Source organism: Streptomyces sp. HSS9-12 (genome assembly GCF_054963655.1).
In genome coordinates this window covers 25,648-43,294 of record NZ_JBUEGC010000013.1, presented here as the reverse complement: position 1 = coordinate 43,294, position 17,647 = coordinate 25,648, and the positions used below count along the sequence as shown (strand labels likewise).

Sequence of the window (17,647 nt, the reverse complement as noted above, 5' to 3'; positions counted from 1 at the left end):
GCCACTTTCACCCATCAGCCAGACACAGAAAGGTGCGCGCCCATGGCCCCAGCGGAAAAGACCGCGCCAAGGAGCTTTCCCCGCATCGAATTCACCGGCGCGGAAGCGGGTCTGAAAGAATTCCCCAGCTCGAAGAGCCGCTCGTACAACTACTTCACGCCCCAGAAGAAGCGGGCCACGATGTACGAGGACGTCACGCTCGATGTGCAGCCGGACCCGGAACGTCACCTGAGCCAGGGCTGGATCTACGGGTTCGCGGACGGCAAGGGCGGCTACCCCAAGGACTGGACCGTGCTTCGGTCCGGCGACTGGCACCGCTTCCTCGACCCGAATGAGGAGTGGGAACAGACGATCTACCGGAACAACTCCAACGTCGTCCGGCAGATCCAGCTCAACCTGGAGAACGCGAAGAAGGCCGACGCCTACCGAGGCTGGTCCTCGGCCTGGGTGACGTTCCTGGAGCGGCACCTGGGCGCGTGGATGCACGCCGAGCACGGACTGGGCATGCACGTGTTCACCTCCGAGCAGCGTTCCGCACCCACCAACATGATCAACACGGCGATCGCAGTGAACAGCGCCCACAAGCTGCGCTTCGCCCAGGACCTGGCCCTGTTCAACCTGGATCTCTCCGAGGCGGAGATCGGTTTCGACGGGGCGGCCCACAGGAAGACCTGGCACACCGACCCGGCCTGGCAGGGGGTGCGGGAGAACGTCGAGAAGCTCACCGCCATCGGGGACTGGGCCGAGTCTCTGTTCGCCACCAACGTGGTGTTCGAGTCGCTGGTCGGTGTTCTGTTCCGCAGCCACCTGGTGATGCAGGTCGCCGCGCGCAATGGCGACTACGTGACCCCGACGCTGGTCGGCACCGGGGAGAACGACTACGACCGCGATCTGCGCTACACCCGGGCGCTGTTCCGCATGCTCACCACGGACGAGACCCACGGCCGGCACAACCGGGACGTACTGCAGGGCTGGCTGGAGGCGTGGGTACCGCTGAGCGTCAGGGCGGCGCACGAACTGCAGCCGATCTGGTCGCAGCCGCAGGAGAAGGTGGTCACCTTCGCCGACTCCTTCGACGCCGCGGCGGCGGGTTTCCGCAGCCTGCTGTCCGACCTGCACCTCTCCGAACCGAAGGGACTGTCGCAGTGACTGCCGGCAAGAATCAGAACTTCGACACCAACCGCACGTTCTCGAACATGTGCGGTGTGACCCTGATGAACAACCAGAACGGCCATGTCGTGGCCGAGGTGATGCGCGGCAAGGCCGGCGTGTCCGTCGAGGAGTACCCGTCGATGATCCGGGTCGACGGCGAAGGGAAGCTGCTGTTCGACTTCGACGAGATCACCGAGGCGATCGGCTTCGAGTTCGACCAGTCCGACTTCGAAGAGATCATGTCGACGCACTACGGGCGCATGGTCCACTTCGACGACAAGACGATGCTCTTCGCCAGCCCGGAGGAAGCCGCGGAGTACATCGACTTCGACCTCAAGCCGGTCCAGTAGCACCGGCTGCCCAGGAGGGAGAACGGTCGGGGGAGTGCGTTTCCACGGGCCGCATCCGCCCCCGCACTCCCCCACCGCACACCCCCTCCGCCCCCCAACCCACGCGAATCGAGGCAGGCACATGTACACCAAGGACGGCGAGTCGTACTACATCGTCGACGCCCACGTGGCCCTGTGGGACGGCAGCCCGGAAAACCAGGCCAACCGGCACGGCAAGGGCTTCATCGAGTGCTTCTACGACTACCACCGCAACCTCAGCCCCGCTGAGTGGCTGTGGCCGCTGGACAAGTTCTGCAAGTACTCCGAGGCCGACTTCGTCCACGACCTGTTCGACATCGGCCATGTGGACACCGCGATCTTCCAGCCCGCGTACCTGAGTGACTTCTACACCCGCGGCTTCCACCAACGGGACAGGGCACTCGCGCTGTGCGCGGAGCACCCCGACAAGCTCGTGCTCAACGACGCCTGGGACCCGCGGGACGGTGAGGCCGGGCTGGACAGGCTCGAAGCGCTGGCCGAGGGCGGAGGCCTCAAGGGCGTCAAGCTGTACACCGCCGAGTGGCGGGGCGACTCCAGGGGGTGGAAGCTCACCGACGACTGGTCCTACCGGTACCTGGCCAAGTGCGAACAGCTGGGCATCACCAACATCCACATCCACAAGGGCCCGACGGTCTACCCGCTGGACCGCGACGCCTTCGACGTGTCCGATGTCGACGCCGCAGCGACCGACTTCCCCGGCCTGAACTTCGTCATCGAGCACGTCGGCCTTCCCCGGCTGGAGGACTTCTGCTGGATCGGCACGCAGGAGCCCAACGTCTACGGCGGACTCGCCGTAGCGATGCCCTTCATCCACAGCCGGCCGCGCTACTTCGCCCAGATCATCGGCGAGCTGCTGTACTGGCTGGACGAGGACCGGATCCTGTTCGGCAGCGACTACGCCATCTGGCACCCCAAGTGGCTGGTCGAGAGGTTCGTCGACTTCCAGATCCCCCAGGACATGCAGTCCGAGTACGGCGTGCTGACCCCGGACGTCAAGCGCAAGATCCTTGGCCTGAACGCCGCCAGGCTCTACGACCTCAAGGTTCCCGCCGAGGTGCCGGCACCGCAGTCGCACGCGGGGGCGACGGCATGACCACCACCCGGACCCCGCTCGAGGCACAGGTGTGGGACGCGCTGGGCACAGTGCACGACCCGGAACTGGATCGGGCGATCACCGATCTGGGCTTCGTGACCGAGGCGAGCGTGCGCGAGGACGCCTCATCGGCGTGCACCGCCTTGGTACGGCTCCGGCTGCCGACGTACTTCTGCGCACCGAACTTCGCCTACCTGATGGTGGCCGACGCGTACGAGGCGGTGCGCGCGGTTCCCGGAGTCCAGGGGGCCGAGGTCAGGCTGGAAGACCATTTCGCCGCCGACGAGATCAACTCCGGGGTCGCGGCGAAGGCCGGGTTCTCGGGATCGTTTCCGCAGCACGCCGAGAAGGAGCCGGCCGAGCTGCGAATGATCTTCCGGCGCAAGGGCTATCTGGCCGCGCAGGGACGGCTGGGCAAGCGGCTGACCGAACTGGGCTGGACCACCCGGCAGATGGCCGAGGCCCGGCTGCGCGACCTGTCCGACCAGCTGACGGCCCCCCTGGTCCGCCGGCGCAGGGCCCTGGGCCTGCCGACCGGCGGCGACGAGCCGGTCTTCACCGACGAGCACGGACGGCGGGTCCTCCCCACCGGCATGGAAACCCACCTGAGGCGGGGCCGCACCACCGCCGTGGGCATCGACGCGAACACCCAGATGTGCACAGGGCTGCTCGCCACCCGCTACGGCACCCCCGAGCCCACGACCGACACCCCGGCGGGCGGCCGAACCGGCGGCCTCGGGGACCGCATCACGACAAGCATGGCAGGAGGCGCCGCATGAAAGCTGTGCGACTGCACGAGTACCACCGCACACCTGCGATCGAGGAGGTACCCGAACCGACGATTACCGGGCCGCTGGATGTGATCGTCCGCGTTGGCGGAGCCGGGTTGTGCCGGACCGATCTGCACATCGTCGAGGGCCAGTGGGCGGAGAAGTCCGGTGTTGCGCTGCCCTACATCCAAGGCCACGAGAACGCCGGGTGGGTGCACGAGATCGGCAGCGCGGTGACCGGACTGGCCGTCGGCGACCCGGTGATCCTGCACCCCCTGGTCACCTGCGGACTGTGTCCCGCCTGCCGCCGCGGCGACGATGTGCACTGCGAGAACTCCGCCTTCCCGGGCATCGACGCCGACGGCGGATTCGCCGAACTGATCAAGACCAACGCACGCGCCGTGGTCAAGCTCGAGGGCGGGCTCGCCCCGGCGGATGTCGCGGCGCTCGCCGACGCCGGCCTGACGGCGTATCACGCAGTGAAGAAGGCGGTGCGGCGGCTGGCGCCGGGCGAGAAGGCGGTGATCATCGGCGCCGGCGGACTCGGTCACATCGGCATCCAGGCCCTGCGCGCGCTGAGTCCCGCCGAGCTGATCGTCGTCGACCGCTCGCCGGAGGCGCTCAAGCTCGCCGAGGCCATCGGCAGCCACCACACCGTCGTCGCCGACGGCACCCAGGTGGAGCACGTACGGGAGCTCACCGGCGGACACGGTGCCGAAGCGGTCATCGACTTCGTCGGCGAGGGCGGCGCCCTCGAGGACGGTGTGGCCATGCTGCGCCGGGCGGGCGACTACCACGTGGTCGGCTACGGCGGGGTCCTGACGGTGCCCACCATCGACATCATCTCCACCGAGATCAATTTCGTCGGCAACCTGGTCGGCTCCTACACCGATCTGGCCGAACTGATGGTCCTGGCCGCCCAGGGCAAGGTCGCCCTGCACACTGCCCGCTACCCCCTGACCGACTTCGCCAAGGCCCTGCAGGACCTGGACGAGGGCAAGGTCCGCGGCCGGGCCATCCTCGTCCCCTGACCCCGTAATCCTGCCTCCCCGCGCAGGACACGGCCGTTCGTTCGCGGCAACCGCTGCACCCCCTGACCACCGGCTCGAAAGGCGGTTACGAAAGATGGCAAAGGATCTGCGCTTCAACCTCGAGGCGCGACGGCTCCTCGAGGGGGGCGTGAACGCCCTGGCCGACGCGGTCAAGGTGACGCTGGGCCCCAAGGGACGCAATGCCGTCATCGAGAAGCTGACCGGCCCGCCCACGATCACCAACGACGGCGTCACCATCGCTCGGGAGATCCAGCTGCGCGACCCGTTCGCCAACATGGGCGCCCAACTGGTCAAGGAAGTCGCCAACAAGACCAACGGCGTCGCCGGAGACGGCACCACCACCGCAACGGTGCTGGCCCAGGCACTCGTACGCGAAGGGCTGCGCGCGGTGGACGCCGGCGCGAACCCGATGCTGCTCAAGGCGGGCATCAACCAGGCGGTCGCCGCGGTGGTCGACGCCCTGCAGGAGAACACCCGGCAGGTCGCCGGCCAGGCGGACCTCGCCCACGTGGCCACGCTCTCGGCCAACAACGACACCGAGATCGGCGAGACGATCGCGACCGCGATGGTCCGCGTCGGCCGCAGCGGGGTCGTGACGGTGGAGGAATCCCCGTCCTTCGGGCTCGATGTGAGTTTCGCCGACGGCGTGGAGTTCGACCACGGTTACGTCTCGCCCTACATGGTGACCGACAAGGACCGGATGGAAACCGTCTTCGAGAACCCCTACATCCTGCTCACCAACGAGAAGATCTCCACGGTCCAGACACTGATGCCGCTGCTGGAACAGGTCACCCGCAGCGGCAGTCCGCTGGTGATCCTGGCCGAGACCGTGGAGGGCCCGGCCCTGGGCATGCTCGTGACCAACAACGTGCACGACACCTTCAAGTCAGTGGTGGTGCGGGCGCCGGGCTTCGGCCACCGGCGCATCGCCGAGCTCGAGGACCTCGCCGCTTTCACTGGGGGACGAGTCGTCACCGGGGACGCGGGCCTGAGCCTGGACTCGGTGCGGCTGGACCAGCTTGGCCGCTGCCGCAAGATCACCGTTACCGAGTCCAGCACCACACTGGTCGGCGGCGCGGGTTCGCAGGAGGTCGTCTCGGGCCGCATCGAACAGATCAAGCGCGAGCTCGAGCGGGCCGAGAACGAGCACGACCAGGACAACCTCCAGCTGCGTATCGCCCGCCTGTCCGGCAGCGTCGCCGTCATCCACGTCGGCGCAGCCACCGGCGTGGAGCTCAAGGAGACGCAGCACCGCGTCGAAGACTCGCTGTCCGCCACCCGGGCGGCCATCGAGGAGGGGATCGTCGCCGGCGGTGGAACGGCACTGGCACAGTGCGAGCCCGCGCTGAACCGGCTGGAGCTGACCGGTGACACCTCCGCCGGGCGGGACATCGTCCGCAGCGCGCTCGGCGAGCCGCTGCGCTGGATCGCGATCAACGCAGGCTACGACGGCCAGGAGGTCTTCGACCGTGTCGCTGCGCTGCCCGCGGGACACGGGTTCAACGCGCTCACCGGGGAGTACGGCGACATGTTCTCCCTCGGCGTGATCGATCCGCTGAAGGTGACCCGCTCGGCGCTGCAGAGTGCGGCCTCCATCGCGGCGCTGCTGCTCACCACTGAGACGCTGGTGGTCGAGGAGATCGTCCAGAACCCGGGCGCGATCGTGGCACCCGGCTTCGGCGACCTGGCCGAGGGCATGGTCCGGCCTTCGAACATCTACTGACCGCCGGAGAAGCGGAAGCCAGGGAGGCAGCCGCCGTGTTCATGACCCACCCGAGACCAACCCGGCCGTGGGCCAGTCACCGGGGCGGCTGCCTCCCGGCACACCGGATGGTGCAGTTCGTCGGGCCCGCGTGCGTGACCGCCGTCGCCTACGCCGGCCCGGGCAACTTCGCCACCAACGTCACGGCCGCAGCCAGTGAGGCATCGCGCCGCTGTCCCCGGCGGCGTCGCGGTCCAACCCCATCCGCGTGATGTCCTCCACCGCATTGAGGGAGGCCGGTCCATGAACTCCAGCGTCGAGGGACGCATCGTGCGGGTGATGCCGAGGACGACGTTCACGACATCGGACCCATTGTCCCGGTTACCTCGGACGCGATCACCACGTGCATGGGCTTCGCCGTTCGCACGATCGAGGGGGCAGACCATGCCTGAGGGATACGCCGCTTGGGGGCCGGCCGCCGGCGAGCAGGCGTGCGGCAAACCGCGGGCCGAAAGGGCACAAAGGAAAGGGCCATAAAGCCTATGTACACCACCGGATCCACATTGGCCGCAGGGGCAGACCTCCAAGGCTCCGCTCCGTCTCGTCTGCAGCGGCTCCGCCTGGTTGGGCCGGCGTTCGTCGCCGCGATCGCCTATGTCGATCCCGGTAACGTGGCAACCAACGTCACTGCCGGCGCCACGTACGGCTACATGCTCGTGTGGGTCGTCGTGGCAGCAAATCTGATGGCCTGCCTGGTGCAATACCTGTCGGCCAAGCTGGGACTGGTCACTGGACAGTCACTGCCAGAAGCCCTGCGCGACCGGATGCCCCGAGCCGGCAGGCTGGCCTACTGGGCGCAAGCCGAGTTGGTGGCGGTGGCCACTGACCTGGCCGAGGTACTCGGCGGGGCGATCGCTCTGTATCTCCTGTTCGATCTGCCATTGCTCGCCGGAGGGCTGGTCACGGGCCTGGTGTCGACCGGGCTCCTGGCCCTGCAGAGCCGACGCGGACAGCAGCCCTTCGAGCGGGTGGTCATCGGCCTGCTCGCAGTGATCGCCCTGGGGTTCTTCGCCGGACTCTTCGTGGCCCCTCCATCGGCATCGGGTGCCGTGGACGGCCTGATTCCCCGGTTCGCCGGCGCAGACAGCGTCCTCCTGGCAGCGGGCATGCTCGGCGCCACCGTTATGCCTCACGCTGTGTATCTGCACTCGGCGCTGGCCCGGGACCGGCACGGAAGACAAGAGGGCGAGCAGCGACGGAAGCTGTTGTCCGCGACCAAGTACGACGTGGGCATGGCCATGCTGGTAGCCGGCGCCGTCAACCTGGCCATGCTGCTGCTGGCAGCGACAGCACTACAGGACAGCGAGACCGACGGCTCCCTCGAGGGCGCGTACGCCGCGGTCAGCACCAACCTCGGCGGCGTGATCGCGCTGCTCTTCGCCGTCGGCCTCCTGGCGTCAGGATTCGCCTCCACCGCAGTCGGATGCTACGCCGGTGCAGTCATCATGGGGGGCCTGCTGCGCCGACGGATCCCACTGGTGATCCGTCGGGTCGTCACGCTGATCCCGGCCGTCGTGATGCTTGCTGTTGGGGCCGATCCGACGCAGGCACTGGTCATCTCCCAGGTCGTGCTCTCCTTCGGGATCCCGTTCGCCCTCGTACCGCTGGTCGTACTGACTTCCCGCCGCAGCGTCATGGGTGCCTACGCAAACCGGCGTCTGGTAACGGTGGCTGCCGCGGTCGTGACCGTCACCATCATCACGCTCAACCTCGTGTTGATCTACCTGACCGCGACCGGCGCCACCTGATCAGGCCGCGCGGCGCCACCTGATCAGGCCGCGCGCTGCACACGCCAATGGCCACCCGCCGCGTTGAATCTCCGAAGAAGACACGATCCATCAAGGCAGCTCTCCGGGTTCGCCGCCACGCCCACTACATGTCGAGTGCGGGGAGTCCGCGAGGCGTTCGAGGTCAGGGTGGGTCTTCTGGCGCGGAGACCGACCCCGGGGCCGCGGCGGCCCCGTCCATCGCCGGCCGACCGGGGGCGGGGTCCCGAGCGCCGCGCTGTCCGCGTCCACGACCCCGAAACTCAGCCCCCGACAAGGAGACCGCAGTGGACGTCACCACACTCCGGGCGATCGCGGGCCCCCTGGCCATGGCCGGCGTATGGGGCACCGTGGCCATGGTCCTCTACAAAGCCGCCTTGCGCCGCGTGGACTGGAACCTGATTCCGCCCTCGGCCATGCCCCGCGTGCGCTGGTGGAGCAGCCACGCGTCCTGCCTGCTCCGGTGGAGCCTGACCCTGGCGCTCCTTGGCCTGGCGGTCCTCGGCCTGACCGATCTCGCGGCCACCTGAACGTGTGTCAAAGTACCGCAGCGCGAACCACGGTACGGATGCCGACGGCGATGCGAGCCGGAACGGATATTGCCTGGTGCGCGCCAGGCGAAGCTCTGAGCCGCTCAACTCGTGGCCGCCAGCGCCGCGGTGGAGGCCAGCAGGGCACCGACCGCGAGCACCGCGCCGGTGGCCATGAAGCTCTTCAGCGGCACCCGTACGCCCTGTGCGTGGCAGCGCTCGAACCACAGCAGGGTGGCCAGCGATGCCCACGGCGTCACCACCGGGCCCACGTTGGTGCCGATGAGCAGCGCCAGCAGCTGCTCATGGTTCGCGACGGGCACGGCCGACTCGCCCGCCAGATAGACCGGCAGGTTGTTGAGAAGGTTGGACAGGCCCCCGCCGGCAGCCGAGGCCCGGAACATGCCGAGCACGCCCCCGTCCGGTCCCACCGCCGAAGTCAGCACGTCATGCAGCCCGTTGACATTGACCGTCTCCACCACCAGGAACAGCCCGGGCACCAGGATCAGCAGCCGCCACGGCACCAGCGACAGCCGCAGGGCCGAGCGGCGGCGGATGGCGAACGCGACGACCGCGACGGCCGCCGCGGTCGTGGACGCCACCCACAGCGGCACCTCGGCCACGAGCATGACCAGCAGAAAACCCGCACAGGCCAGGGCACACACCCGGAACAGCACCGGGTCCGCCGGCCGGTGCAGGTCCGGGGGAGCGTAGTCGTCGGCACCCCGCCGTCCGCGGCGCCAGAAGAAGAGCCACAGGCAGCCCATGGTCACCGCGATGGCGGCCAGTTGGGCAGCCCACATGGTGGCCGCCATCTCCGTGGGGGACAGGGCGACCCGGTCCGCGGCCAGCAGGTTCGTCAGGTTGGACACCGGCAGCAGCAGGCTCGCGGTGTTGGCCAGCCACACCGTCGTCATCGCCAGCGGCACCGCGGCGATCCCCACCCGGGAGGCGAGTGCCAGCATCACCGGGGTCAGCAGCACCGCCGTGGTGTCCAGATTGAGAGTGATCGTCGTGATCGAGGCGAACCCCACGCACAGGACGAACAGTCGCCCGTAATCTCCCCGCCCCGCGCGCGCCACGCCCGAGGCGACCACGTCGAACACCTCGGCCTCGCTGGTGAGTTCGGCCAGCACGATCACCGTGCCCAAAAACGCCAGCAGCGGGCCGATGCGGACCATCGCATCACCGGCCGACTCCCGCGGCAGCAAGCCTGTCGCCAGGAACAGCAGGCCGAGTACGAGGATCCCCCCGGCCAGCCAGTCCAGCGGATGTAAGCCTCGTAGGACACGCACAACCAAGAGCATGGCACACAAGCGGTGCGACGGAAGGGCCCATGACGATGGTGCGTTCGAATCCGGCGCGCCCGGGCAGGAACCACGCGATCCACTGTCAGGAGGTCACGCCGGTTCCTAGGATGGCAGACATGGTGCAGCACCATGAACGCGCAGGGGAATCACGGCCGTTGGACTTCTTCATCAGCTACTCACCGGCCGACGAGCGATGGGCTTCCTGGATCGCCTGGATCTTGGAAGAGGCCGGCTACCGTACGGTCCTGCAAGCCTGGGACTTCGTTCCCGGCACCAACTTCGTGGACTTCATGGACCGCGGCGTCAGCGAGTCCGCCGCCGTCATCGCCGTGCTCTCCCGCAACTACGAGCGCTCCCGCTACGGGCGGATGGAATGGCAGGCCGCACTGCGCGCCGACCCCGACGTACCCGAGCGCAGACTGCTCACCGTCCGCGTGGAGGACATCCCCGTCGAGGGCCTGCTCGCCACGATCACCTACGTCGATCTTGTCGGGGTCACCGACACCGACACCGCCCGCGACCTGCTGCTCACCCGCGTCGCCCAGGCACTCGAAGGCCGGGCCCGGCCCACCGCCCGGCCCGGCTTCCCCGGGGGACCGGCGGTGAACGCCGCTGCCGGGCCCGGCGCCATGTGGCACCCGTCGTCCGCCGACCGGTCGCCCGCCCGACCGGGCTGGGGCGGCCGCCGCCGCCCGGCGACCGCGCCCCGCTACCCGCAGGCCACCGAGGTGAACCACTCCCGGGAAGCCGTGTCCGTACTGCACCTGGCCGGGCCGTCCTTCGGCCGCGGCACGGACCCCGCGGAACTCCAGGCCGCCATCTGGGGCGACCTCGTCGAACTCACGGGCGCCGGCGCCCCCGCCCCCGACCTCCTCGTCGTCACCGGGGACCTCACCGCGTCCGGCAGCCCACGCGAGTGCGACCAGGCCCTCACCTTTCTCACCGGCCTCCGCTCCCGCCTCGGCCTCGAAGCCCACCGGGTCGCCGTCGTCCCCGGCGGACAGGACGTCAGCCGGGCGGCCTGCCAGGCGTACTTCAACAACTGCGAAGCCGACGAGATGCAGCCCAAGCCGCCCTACTGGCCCAAGTGGCGGCACTACGCCCGGCTGTTCCAGGAGCTCTACCAGGGCCTCGACGCCGTCTTCGACAGCGACCAGCCGTGGAGCCTGTTCCCGGTCCCGGAACTGCGCACCGTCATCGCCGGTCTCAACTCCTCGATGGCCTACAGCCACCGGTCCGAGGATCAGTACGGCTGGCTCGGCCCCGAGCAGGCCGCCTGGTTCGCGCAGGCGCTGCGCCCGTACGAGGACGACGGCTGGCTGCGGATCGGCGCCCTCCGGCACCCGCTCGACACCCACGGCCGGACCGCCGCCGGTCCGGGCAGAAGCAGCGCCGGCAGTCTGGGCCCCGGACCGCTGCGCGACATCGACGTACTCGCCCGGCTGACCGCTCCCCGGCTGCACCTGCTGCTGCACGGGCCCGCCGCGGGCGCGCGAGCCGGAGCGGCCGCACCCGCCGCAGGGCTCTTCCCCTACGCATCGGGCGAACTCCCCGTGTTCGGCGCCGCAGGCCCCGCCCGCCACCAGCTGCTGCGCCTCACCCGGGAGGGGCTCACCCGCTGGCCCGGGCCGCCGGAGGCGGAGCCCGAGCGGATCAAGAACACCTGGCACCACGCCCACCACGTCTTCGGGCCGCCCCCGCAGGCGCCGGGCGCCGAAGGCGACGTACCGGCCGAGGCGGACCCCGGTGCCTCCGACGCCCTCCCGGCCGGGCCGGGGGCGGAGCCGGCCGCGGAAAACCGGCCGGGCCCCGAAGCCCGCGCCGTCGAGGGCCCGGTGGACACCCTGGTCGCACGGGTCGCCGAAGTATGCCGCACCCGGCACGAGGGCGCACAGATCCGGAACGTGCCCAGCAGCATGCCGCAACTCCTGGTGACCTGGGCCGAGTCCGGCTTCGTCAGACAGCAGCGCGTGGCCATCTGCTCCGGCACCCCGCGAGCGGAGGACATCGACCGCTTCCTCGACCACGTCCACGCCTCCGACACCGAACCCGACGCCGAACTCGTCCACGACGGACCACCGCCGCCGCGCGAACTGCGGGACAGGGCCCGGCGCCGCGGGGTCCGGGTCCGCAGCTTCACCGAATTCCAGGGCCTGCTGGACCTGCGCGGCTACGTCGCCGCCCAGACCGATCGGCTGCGCACCGACACCCGGTACCAGCCGACGCTCTACCTGCCGCAGCGCTACCGCGAGATAGAGCGCCCCGGCGGCGAGGAGCGCGACGGACTCGTGGAGGACGTGCTGCGGCTGCTCGACGCCGACCACGGCCGTTTCGTGCTGCTCCTCGGCGACTTCGGACACGGCAAGACCTTCGCCCTGCACGAGCTCGCCCGCCGTACACCTACGGAACTGCCCCACCTCGTACCGCTGCTGATCGAGCTGAGCGCCCTCGACAAGGCCCACACCCTCGACGGCCTGGTCGCCGCCCACCTGGCCAGCCACGGGGTGGACACCATCGATCTGCGGGCCTTCCGGTACATGCTGCGGCAGGGCCGTATCGTGCTGCTCTTCGACGGCTTCGACGAGCTGGTCAACCAGGTCTCCTACGACCGGGCGGCCGAGCATCTGCAGGTGCTGCTCGACGCCGCGGTGGACAACGCCAAGATCGTGGTCAGCAGCCGCACCCAGCACTTCAAGTCCCAGGCGCAAGTGCTGACCGCGCTCGGCGACCGCGTCGGGCTGCTGCCACAGCGCCGTGTGCTGGCCCTCCAGTCGTTCACCCCGCAGCAGATCCGCCGCTATCTGGTCAACCGCTACGGGGACGAGCAGGCCGCCGACCGCCGGGTCCGGCTGCTCGAAGGCATCCCCGACCTCCTCGCCCTGTGCAGCAACCCCAGGCTGCTGAGCTTCGTCGCCGATCTCGCACAGGACCGGCTGCGGGCGGTCGCCGGCGCCGGGCGCGCACTCAGCCCCGCCGGGCTGTACGAGGAGGTGTTCAGCTCCTGGCTGCAGCACGAGGAACAGCGGGGGCAGGGCGGCCCCGGCAGCACCCCTGGGCTGAACCTGGACCAGCTCTGGCGCGCTGTCACCACCCTGGCGCTGCGGCTGTGGGAGAGCGGGCAGAGCGCGCTGCGCCTGGACGAACTCACCGATGTGGCCGAGGTGTTGTCGGACCTGGTGGAGAGCAGGCTGTCCGTCTCCCAGGCGGCACACGCCGTCGGATCCGGCAGTCTGCTGGTGCGGACCGACGACGGCCTGTTCCAGTTCATCCACGGCTCCGTCGTCGAGTGGCTGGTGGCCCGCGAGGCCGCCGCCCGCCTCGGGCGCGGCGAGCAGGCGCTGCTCGCCCGCCGCCCGCTCAGCCAGCTCTCCGTCGAGTTCCTCTGTGACCTCGCCGACCACCGCACCTGCCAGGAGTGGGCCGAACGCACCCTCGACGGCTCGTCCGGCGACGAAGGGCTCGGGCAGCGGCGCGGGGAGGGTGACGAGATCGCACGGGCCAACGCGGTCAAGGTCCTCACCCGGCTCCGGGTGCCCGCCCACACCGACTTGCGCGGCGCCGCCCTGGCCGGCGAGGACCTCTCCCATCGCGACTTCTCCGGTGTCGACCTCACCCGCGCCGACCTCACCGACGCCCGGCTGGTCGGCGCCAACCTCGCCGACGCCGTCCTGCGTGACGCCCGCCTGGTCGGAGCCCGGCTGGACGACGCCGATCTGACCCGCGCCGATCTGCGCGGCGCCGATCTGCGCCGGGCCCGGCTGGTCCGGACCGATCTGCACGGCGCCCGCGTCGGCCGAAGCCGCTGGAACCGGGCCGCGCTGATCAACGCGACCGCGGACCAGGACACCCTGGCCGGCCCGGAACTGACATGGGCCACCCTCGCTCCGGGCATGCCCGTCGAAGCCGGGTTCCGGCCCTCCGCGGTCGGGGTCCCGTACGGCTTCGACATGCGCACCAGCCGGCTGCCCGAGCCCGTCTCGTACAGCGCGGACGGCGAACTGCTCGCGGTGGGCAGCGAGGACGGCGGGGTGCTGGTGTGCGATGCCGCGACCGGTACGGCGCTGCGTACGCTCCAAGGCCACATCGGCCGGGTGTACGCCGTGAAGTTCCGCAAGGACGTGCTCGCCACCGGCGGCGCGGACGGAACGGTGCGGCTGTGGGACGCGGTCTCGGCAACGTGCCTGCACCGGCTGGACGTCCACCCCGGCGGTGTGTGGCCCGTCTCCCTCGACCCGGACGGCACCCGGCTGGCCACCGGTGACGTGGAAGGCACGATCACGGTGTGGGACGTGGCCTCCGGGGAGGCCAGGCGCCGGCTGCTCGGCCACGCGGCCCCGGTCTACACCGCGGTGTTCAGCCCGGACGGACGCACCCTCGCCACGGGCGACGCCGCGGCGGGCGTACGGCTGTGGGACGTGAGCAGCGGCCGGCTGCTGGCTGAGCTGGAGGGCCATCAGGGCGCTGTCTACCGGGTGCGGTTCAGCCCCGACGGACTGCTGCTGGCCACCGGTGACTTGGGCGGGGCGGACAGCGGCGGCGTGGTCCGGGTGTGGGATGTGGCCGGCCGGCGGCTGCGGCACGAGTTCACCGGCCACGCCGGGCGCGTCTACACCCTGGACTTCCACCCCGGCGGCAGGCTCCTGGCCAGCGGTGACACCACCGGACAGGTACGGCTGTGGGATCCGGTGGCCGGCACCCCCGCCACCGCCGACGGGCAGCTGAGCGGGTGCAGCGGGGCCGTGTACCAGGTGGTCTTCGACCCTGACGGAACACTGCTGGCGGCCGGGGACAGCGACGGTACGGTCCGTCTGTGGCGCGTCGCCCCGCAGATGGCTGAGTCCGCGGCCACGTCCTGGTCCGTCGCACCGCTGCGCCAGCAGCCCGCCGACCACCGGGGTTCGGTCTGGGCCGCCCGGTTCCGGCCGCGCGCCGGTGCCGGCGCCTCCGAGGCGGGCCCGCTGCTGGTGACCGTCGGCAACGATGCCGTGGTGCGGCTGTGGGACTCCGTCACCGGTCAGGGCCGGCGCATCCTGCGGGGCCACGGGCGCCGGATCGGGACCGTGACGTTCAGCGCCGACGGAGCGTACCTGGCGGCCAGCAGCAACGACGGCGTGGTACGGGTCTGGGAGCCGTCGACCGGGCGCCGCGTCCGGGAGCTCGCGGGTCACGGCGACCGCCTGGTCTCGGCGGCGTTCAGCCCGGTGGGCCACGTCCTGGGCACCGCCAGCAACGACGGGGACGTCTACCTGTGGAACGCCCGCACCGGTGAGTACCAGCGGGAGATCGACGTCGAGACCGATCACGTCTGGGCCGAGACGTTCAGCGGCGACGGTGAACTGCTGGCCACCGCGAACGACGATGACACCGTGCGCCTGTGGTACCGCAGCACAGGAGCGCATGTCACGACGATGGCCCAGCACCGGGGGCGGGTGCGCTCGATCGCGTTCACCGCCGACGGCAAGCGGCTGGCGACCGGCTGCGACGACCGGTTCGTACGGCTGTGGGACATCGCGGAGAGCAGGCTGACGGCCGAACTCGGCGGCCACACCGACCGGGTGTACGCCGTGGCCTTCGGCCCCGGTGACGCCTGGCTGGCCAGCGCCTCCTGGGACGGGCAAGCGATCATCTGGCGGGACGGCCGCCCGGTGCACCGGCTGCGCGGCCACTCCGGGCGGCTGTGGACCGCCGCCGTCCACCCGGCCGGCCGACTGCTGGCCACAGCCGGCGACGACCGGGTCATCCAGCTGTGGGACCCCGTTGCCGGGCGGGAGGCCGGCCAACTCGCCGGCCACACCGGGCGCATTCTCTCCGTCGCCTTCAGCCCCGACGGCTCACTGCTCGCCAGTGGCGGCGAGGACGGCACCATCCGGCTGTGGGAGATGCCCGCTGAGGGCGAGCCGGCGCTGCGCGCCACGCTCATCGGCGTACCAGGGGGCTGGGCGGCGCTCGCACCCTCGGGGGGCTACAAGTACGAGGGGGACATCGCGGGTGAGTTCTGGCATGTGGTGGGCATGTGCCGGTTCGAACCCGGCGAACTCGACGGCCTGCTTCCGGGTGTCAGCAGGCTGCCCATGGAGGCCCGCATCTGAGGGAGTCAGGTGGGTGCCGTGGGTGGGGTGCCCTCAGGCAGCCCACCCATCGGCAGTGGCGGGCTCATCCGCTCAGGCCGGGGCGTAGACCTTCTCCACGAACTCGGCCAGCTTCTCGTCGCTGAGGTTACGGGCCAGATCGTGCTCGGAGATCATGCCCACCAGGCGGTGGTTGTTCTTGACGTCGATGACCGGCACGCGCTTGATGTGGTGCTGCTCCATGATGTTCAGGGCTTCGCTGACATCGCCGTCCGCATCGACCCAGTAGATCGGTCCGGCGAGCTCCCCGGCCCGGACCTTGCTCAGGTCCTTGCCCTCTGCACAACACTTGATCACGATGTCGCGGTCCGTGATCATGCCCTTCAGCCGGTCGTCCTCCCCGCAGATGGGGAGGGCCCCGACGTTCAGGTCGCGCATCATCCTCGCGGCGTCCTGGACCGTCTGGTTCTCGCCGACGCATGTCGCGCCGGAGTGCATGATGTCGCGTGCCTTCGCGCCTTGCATTTTCTCCTTGGTGGCCATGGCCGAACATTCCTTTCCACGACAACAGGGGTGACAGGGACGAGGCCCTCTCCCTCCTCCCCACCCCGAGTGGCCGCTACCCGCCGCTCGAAACCCCGGCGGAACGAACCGCCGCCCCCTCGCGCCCGGGCCTGAAAGCCCCTGGTCAGGTGTCGCACTCCAGGACCGTACGGCACAGCCCGCAGCGCGCCCGCAGCCTGCCCCGGACCGGCAACCGTACCCGCTGGTGGCAGGTCGGGCAGGGGAAGGTCACCCGCAGCTGGGCGCCGCTCTCGAAGGCGTAGCTGTCGAGCGGGTGGGACGGCTCAGGGACAGCCATGTGGCTCTGGACCGCCCGCCGGGCCTTGGCGTAGCGGCGGCGCCCGACCCAGCCGGCCGTGGTCAGCGGTGGCCGCTGCTCGTCCAGGCGGGCCAGCTCCAGACCCTTGGCGTACGCGGTGTACGCCTGCGGGCTGGTGAACCAGATCTCCGGGGCCTCGTCGAAGACCAGCGCGCGCTTGGCGAGGACGTAGCCGAACTCCTCCGGGGTGAGATAGCCCAGCTTCTGGGAGGACAGCTGATCCGCGCGGTAGGCGTCGAGCAGCAGCCAGCCCGCGCCGAGGTACGTGGCGGCCGTGTCGGTGAGGATCTCGTTGTCGCGGACGCTGGGGAGGCCGAGACCGAGACGGTGCAGATAGATGTGCGTCACCTCGTGGGCGAGCGCGGCGCCGATGTCCCGGCGGTGGGTGCGGAAGCGGCTGTTCAGCTCGATGAAGTACTCGGGCCCGGCGGCGAGTTCGACATTGGCCGCGTGCTCCATGTCCCGGAAGGTGACGATCATCCGGGCGTCCGGCAGCCGTAGGTGCCGCACCATGGTGCGGGCCACCCGGTGCACGCCGAGATACAAATCGTCGTAGTCGGCGAAGGCCACATCGGCCGGGAGCACGCTGGTGTCGAAGGCGCGAACGGTGTCATAGGACAGCCGCCGATAGAGCGCGGTGATGGACTGCCGCACCATCTCCAGATGCGGAAAGCCGTGTACGACCTCGCCGCTCGACGCCACGCCACCACTGTACGGGCGTGCCGGGCGCTCGAGTGCGCCCTGAGCGCGGGGGAGTTCCGGTAGCCGGCGGCGCCCGGGTGGTCGGAAAGCAACCCTTGTCACCCTCGTCACTCCCTCCACATAGTCCGAAGGCGCGTTTGCGGGCTCACCCCACGGGGTCCGGATGTTTT

Annotated in this window: 12 protein-coding genes; 9 read left to right on the top strand and 3 right to left on the bottom strand. The window is 70.2% G+C overall.

Features of this window, described 5'->3' with window-relative positions; all coding sequences use genetic code 11:
• Window positions 1-42 precede the first annotated feature (42 nt).
• The 8 genes from ACY34J_RS09440 to ACY34J_RS09405 all read left to right on the top strand — a co-directional run bounded on the left by ACY34J_RS09440 (window position 43) and on the right by ACY34J_RS09405 (window position 8,514).
• Window positions 43-1,149, top strand: coding sequence for an aromatic/alkene monooxygenase hydroxylase subunit beta (locus ACY34J_RS09440; RefSeq protein ID WP_462724817.1), 1,107 nt, complete (start codon window positions 43-45; stop codon window positions 1,147-1,149).
• Window positions 1,146-1,502 carry a propane 2-monooxygenase effector subunit MimD gene (gene mimD / locus ACY34J_RS09435; protein WP_462724816.1) on the top strand — a complete coding sequence of 119 codons (357 nt, stop codon included), beginning with the start codon at window positions 1,146-1,148 and terminating at the stop codon, window positions 1,500-1,502. The genes ACY34J_RS09440 and mimD overlap by 4 nt, the downstream gene beginning before the upstream one ends.
• Window positions 1,503-1,623: 121 nt before the next feature.
• On the top strand, window positions 1,624-2,634 hold the full coding sequence (locus tag ACY34J_RS09430; protein WP_462724815.1) for an amidohydrolase family protein: 1,011 nt from the start codon (window positions 1,624-1,626) through the stop codon (window positions 2,632-2,634).
• The gene (locus tag ACY34J_RS09425) at window positions 2,631-3,413 is read left to right on the top strand and encodes a metal-sulfur cluster assembly factor (RefSeq protein ID WP_462724814.1); all 783 of its coding nucleotides are present in this window, start codon (window positions 2,631-2,633) and stop codon (window positions 3,411-3,413) included. Before ACY34J_RS09430 ends, ACY34J_RS09425 begins: the two co-directional genes overlap by 4 nt.
• Complete coding sequence (locus ACY34J_RS09420; protein WP_462724813.1) at window positions 3,410-4,435, top strand: NAD(P)-dependent alcohol dehydrogenase; 1,026 nt, start codon at window positions 3,410-3,412, stop codon at window positions 4,433-4,435. The genes ACY34J_RS09425 and ACY34J_RS09420 overlap by 4 nt, the downstream gene beginning before the upstream one ends.
• Before the next feature lie 94 nt (window positions 4,436-4,529).
• On the top strand, window positions 4,530-6,179 hold the full coding sequence (gene groL, locus ACY34J_RS09415; RefSeq protein ID WP_462724812.1) for a chaperonin GroEL: 1,650 nt from the start codon (window positions 4,530-4,532) through the stop codon (window positions 6,177-6,179).
• Between the two features lie 443 nt (window positions 6,180-6,622).
• A complete protein-coding gene (locus tag ACY34J_RS09410) occupies window positions 6,623-7,966 on the top strand; it encodes an Nramp family divalent metal transporter (RefSeq protein WP_462724811.1) in 1,344 nt (447 codons plus the stop codon).
• A gap of 305 nt (window positions 7,967-8,271) precedes the next feature.
• Entirely contained in the window at window positions 8,272-8,514 is a 243-nt protein-coding gene (locus ACY34J_RS09405; protein WP_462724810.1) for a hypothetical protein, read from the top strand.
• A gap of 104 nt (window positions 8,515-8,618) precedes the next feature.
• On the opposite strand, the gene ACY34J_RS09400 is transcribed toward ACY34J_RS09405, so the two are convergent.
• Window positions 8,619-9,821, bottom strand: a complete 1,203-nt coding sequence (locus ACY34J_RS09400) for an SLC13 family permease (RefSeq protein ID WP_462724809.1) — start codon at window positions 9,819-9,821, stop codon at window positions 8,619-8,621.
• Between the two features lie 119 nt (window positions 9,822-9,940).
• Here ACY34J_RS09400 and ACY34J_RS09395 point away from each other — a divergent pair, with 119 nt between their 5' ends.
• Window positions 9,941-15,913, top strand: a complete 5,973-nt coding sequence (locus ACY34J_RS09395; protein ID WP_462724808.1) for a WD40 domain-containing protein — start codon at window positions 9,941-9,943, stop codon at window positions 15,911-15,913.
• Between the two features lie 72 nt (window positions 15,914-15,985).
• Here the strand turns inward: ACY34J_RS09395 and ACY34J_RS09390 are convergent, their stop codons facing one another.
• The gene (locus tag ACY34J_RS09390; protein WP_462724807.1) at window positions 15,986-16,435 is read right to left on the bottom strand and encodes a CBS domain-containing protein; all 450 of its coding nucleotides are present in this window, start codon (window positions 16,433-16,435) and stop codon (window positions 15,986-15,988) included.
• Window positions 16,436-16,580: 145 nt separating this feature from the next.
• Window positions 16,581-17,477: a hypothetical protein gene (locus tag ACY34J_RS09385; RefSeq protein ID WP_462724806.1), complete on the bottom strand. Its 897-nt coding sequence runs from the start codon at window positions 17,475-17,477 to the stop codon at window positions 16,581-16,583.
• Between the last annotated feature and the right edge of the window lie 170 nt (window positions 17,478-17,647).

Bases quoted from the DNA above. Each gene is read 5' to 3' on its own strand.
- ACY34J_RS09440 (WP_462724817.1), top strand. From the start codon at position 43: ATGGCCCCAGCGGAAAAGACCGCGCCAAGGAGCTTTCCCCGCATCGAA.
- ACY34J_RS09430 (WP_462724815.1), top strand. From the start codon at position 1,624: ATGTACACCAAGGACGGCGAGTCGTACTACATCGTCGACGCCCACGTG.
- ACY34J_RS09425 (WP_462724814.1), top strand. From the start codon at position 2,631: ATGACCACCACCCGGACCCCGCTCGAGGCACAGGTGTGGGACGCGCTG.
- ACY34J_RS09420 (WP_462724813.1), top strand. From the start codon at position 3,410: ATGAAAGCTGTGCGACTGCACGAGTACCACCGCACACCTGCGATCGAG.
- groL (WP_462724812.1), top strand. From the start codon at position 4,530: ATGGCAAAGGATCTGCGCTTCAACCTCGAGGCGCGACGGCTCCTCGAG.
- ACY34J_RS09400 (WP_462724809.1), bottom strand. From the start codon at position 9,821: ATGCTCTTGGTTGTGCGTGTCCTACGAGGCTTACATCCGCTGGACTGG.
- ACY34J_RS09395 (WP_462724808.1), top strand. From the start codon at position 9,941: ATGGTGCAGCACCATGAACGCGCAGGGGAATCACGGCCGTTGGACTTC.
- ACY34J_RS09390 (WP_462724807.1), bottom strand. From the start codon at position 16,435: ATGGCCACCAAGGAGAAAATGCAAGGCGCGAAGGCACGCGACATCATG.